Origin of the sequence: Pseudonocardia pini (assembly GCF_013870575.1) — a bacterium.
Classification (GTDB): domain Bacteria; phylum Actinomycetota; class Actinomycetes; order Mycobacteriales; family Pseudonocardiaceae; genus Pseudonocardia; species Pseudonocardia pini.
This window is the reverse complement of record NZ_JACBXB010000636.1, coordinates 1-3,332: the sequence shown is the minus strand read 5'-3', so window position 1 is coordinate 3,332 and position 3,332 is coordinate 1. Positions and strand designations below refer to the sequence as shown.

Sequence of the window (3,332 nt, the reverse complement as noted above, 5' to 3'; positions counted from 1 at the left end):
GGGCTCGTCGACCGGATCGGTACGCCCGAGGAGGCGCACGCCTTCGCCGCCGAGCTGGCGGGCCTCGCCCCGCTCACGCTGGCCTACAACAAGCAGGTGCTCGACCGCGTCGACCTGGCGGAGACGGACCCGGTGCTCACCGGCGCCTATGAGGCCTGCTGGGCCAGCGCGGACAAGGAGGAGGGCCGGACCGCCCGCGCCGAGAAGCGGGTCCCGGCCTACCAGGGCCGCTGACGCTGCTCCATTCGGGTCACGGTGGGTGACCGTGCGGGGTCGGTGCCCCGGAGGGTGACGACTGGGTCTCACTCGTTGGGCTCGACCTGGACCGATCCGCACCGGCGGAGGCCACCTCGACGTCACCCGGGACGTCTCCTGGTCGTTGCCCCCGGATGGACCTGGACGCGGCGCGGGCCGTGGTCGAACGGTTCGGGGTGGGCGGGCTCGGCACCGCCGAGGAACGCGCGCTCACCGACGACGAGGCCGTGGAGCTGTTGGCCTGCTTCGGGATCGCGGTCACGGAGTTCCGCCTGGTGCGTGGGGTGGACGCCGTGGAGAAGGCCGCGGACGAGCTGGGCTACCCGATCGCGCTGAAGGCCGTGGGGGACCGCTGGCGGCACCGCACGGACCTGGTCGGGGTGCGGCTGGACCTCGGGTCGGCCGCGGCGGTCCGGCGCGCGTTCGCCGACCTGGAGGCGGTGACCGGCAAGGACGAGTTCTACGTGCAGCGGATGTCCCCGAAGGGTGTCTCGTGCGTGCTGGAGGTGGCGGAGGACCCGTCGTTCGGCTCGCTGCTGTCGTTCGGGATCTCCGGGATGGCCACCCAGCTGCTCGACGACCGGGCGTTCCGGGTCGTCCCGCTGACCCGGGAGGACGCCGCGGCCCTGGTCCGGGCCCCGCGGGCGGCGCCGCTGCTCACCGGCTACCGAGGCTCGGAGCCCGCGCGGCTCGACGCCCTGGATGACCTCTGCCTGCGGGTCGGGGCCATGGCCGAGGAGCTGCCGGAGGTGCGCTCGCTCGCGCTGGACCCGGTGCTGGCGAGTGCCGAGGGGGCGTTCGTCACCGGCGCCAGGGTCGTCCTGGGCCCACCGCCGACCAGGGACGACCAGGGCCCCCGCCGCCTCCGCTGACGCAGTCCGGAACGACGCGGTCCGGAACGACGCAGTCCGGAACGACGCAGTCCGGAACGACGCAGTAGGGAGCCACAACTGCCGTTCCGAGCCCCGAGAACGGCAGTTGTGGCTCCACGATGCGGTCGGGTCAGGTGCGGAAGGTGACCTGCAGGGTCGGGGTGCTGGTCTCGGCGAAGAAGTCGTTGCCCTTGTCGTCCACCACCACGAAGGCGGGGAAGTCCTCCACCTCGATCCGCCAGACCGCCTCCATGCCGAGCTCCGGGTACTCCAGGACGTCGACCTTGCGGATGCAGTCCTGCGCGAGCCGGGCCGCGGGCCCGCCGATCGAGCCGAGGTAGAACCCGCCGTTCGCGTCGCACGAGTCCGTGACCTGCTTCGACCGGTTCCCCTTGGCCAGCATGACGAGCGACCCGCCCGCCTCCTGGAACTGCCGCACGTAGGAGTCCATCCGGCCCGCGGTGGTGGGGCCGAAGGACCCGGAGGCGTAGCCCTCGGGCGTCTTGGCCGGTCCGGCGTAGTACACCGGGTGGTCCTTCAGGTACTGGGGCATCGGCTCGCCCGCCTCGAGCCGCTCGGCGATCTTCGCGTGGGCGATGTCGCGCGCCACCACGAGCGGACCGGTCAGCGACACCCGGGTCTTGACCGGCAGCGAGGACAGCAGCGCGCGGATCTCGGACATCGGTCGGGTGAGGTCCACCTGGACGACGCTGGGCTCCAGCTGCTCCTCGGTCACCTCCGGCAGGTACTTCGCCGGGTCCCGCTCGAGCTGCTCGAGGAACACACCCTCGGCGGTGATCTTCGCCTTGGCCTGGCGGTCCGCGGAGCAGGACACCGCGATGCCGACCGGCAGCGAGGCGCCGTGTCGCGGCAGCCGGATCACCCGGACGTCGTGGCAGAAGTACTTGCCGCCGAACTGTGCGCCGATGCCGAAGTTGCGCGTGAGCTCGAGGACCTGCTGCTCCAGCTCCGGGTCCCGGATCGCGTGGCCCAGCTCCGATCCCGAGGTGGGCAGCGTGTCCAGGTACCGCGCGGAGGCCAGCTTGGCGACCTTGAGCGTGTACTCCGCCGACATCCCGCCCACGACGACGGCGAGGTGGTACGGCGGGCAGGCGGCGGTGCCGAGCGAGCGGAGCTTCTCGTCGAGGAACGCGGCGAGCCGCTTGGGGTTCAGCAGCGCCTTCGTCTCCTGGTAGAGGAAGGTCTTGTTGGCCGAGCCGCCGCCCTTGGCCATGACCAGGAACTCGTACTTGGGGTTCTGGCCGGGCACCGAGTACAGCTCGACCTGCGCAGGCAGGTTGGTGCCGGTGTTCTTCTCGTCCCAGAAGGAGATCGGCGCCATCTGCGAGTACCGCAGGTTGAGCTGGTCGTAGGCCTCGAAGACGCCGCGGGAGACGGACTCCTCGTCGTTCCCGCCGGTCAGCACGGTCTCGGTCTTCTTGCCGACGACGATCGCGGTGCCGGTGTCCTGGCACATGGGCAGCACCCCGCCCGCGGAGACGCAGGCGTTGCGCAGCAGGTCGGTGGCCACGAACCGGTCGTTCCCGGAGGCCTCGGGATCGTCGATGATCGCGCGGAGCTGGGCCAGGTGCGAGGGCCGCAGGTGGTGCTGGATGTCCTTGACGGCCTCGCGGACGAGGCCGGTGATCGTGGTGGGGTCGATCTCGAGGAACGTCCGGCCTGCCGCTTCCACGATCTTCCCGGCGGGAAGGTCGAGCTCGCGGTACTCGGTCGCGTCGCCGGAGAGCGGCAGCACGTCGGTGTGGTGGAACTCGGGCATGTGAGGACGCTACCCCCGGGGCCTCCCGCGGCGGACGTGATCCTGCGCCGGCCGATCGGTCGACGATGGTCCGACCGCAGCCCCGCCAAGCGGAGGGTCCCCCGTTTGATCCTGCGCTCGACGCCGCCGGGGTCGTAGGGTGAGGCACATGCCTGGATCCATCCTGGGGACCGCGGTGCGGCGGGTCGAGGACCCTGACCTGATCACCGGCGCCACCACCTACGTCGGGAACATCGTGGCAGGCCGGGCGGACGTGCTGCACGCCGTCTTCGTCCGCTCGCCCCTGGCCCACGCGCTCGTCACCGGCATCGAGACCGCGGAGGCCGCGGCGGCCGAGGACGTCGTCGCGGTGTACACCGCGGCCGACCTCGACCTGCCCGCCCACCACGGTCTGATGGTGCTGAACGAGGCCACGCCGCGGCCGC

General features: G+C 71.8%; 2 protein-coding genes and 2 pseudogenes. 3 read left to right on the top strand and 1 reads right to left on the bottom strand.

Going from position 1 to position 3,332, the window contains the following annotated elements; translation table 11 throughout:
- Nucleotides 1–234: pseudogene (locus H5J29_RS26220) on the top strand (enoyl-CoA hydratase); the annotation flags it as partial.
- Between the two features lie 155 nt (nt 235–389).
- Nucleotides 390–1,127, top strand: a complete 738-nt coding sequence (locus H5J29_RS26215; protein ID WP_181783686.1) for an acetate--CoA ligase family protein — start codon at nt 390–392, stop codon at nt 1,125–1,127.
- Between the two features lie 130 nt (nt 1,128–1,257).
- Here H5J29_RS26215 and H5J29_RS26210 read toward each other — a convergent pair whose 3' ends face one another.
- On the bottom strand, nt 1,258–2,907 hold the full coding sequence (locus H5J29_RS26210; RefSeq protein ID WP_181783685.1) for a fumarate hydratase: 1,650 nt from the start codon (nt 2,905–2,907) through the stop codon (nt 1,258–1,260).
- A 148-nt stretch (nt 2,908–3,055) separates the two neighbouring features.
- Between H5J29_RS26210 and H5J29_RS26205 the strand changes: the two are divergent.
- A pseudogene (locus tag H5J29_RS26205) lies at nt 3,056–3,332 on the top strand (xanthine dehydrogenase family protein molybdopterin-binding subunit); the annotation flags it as partial.

Bases quoted from the DNA above. Each gene is read 5' to 3' on its own strand.
- H5J29_RS26215 (WP_181783686.1), top strand. From the start codon at position 390: ATGGACCTGGACGCGGCGCGGGCCGTGGTCGAACGGTTCGGGGTGGGC.
- H5J29_RS26210 (WP_181783685.1), bottom strand. From the start codon at position 2,907: ATGCCCGAGTTCCACCACACCGACGTGCTGCCGCTCTCCGGCGACGCG.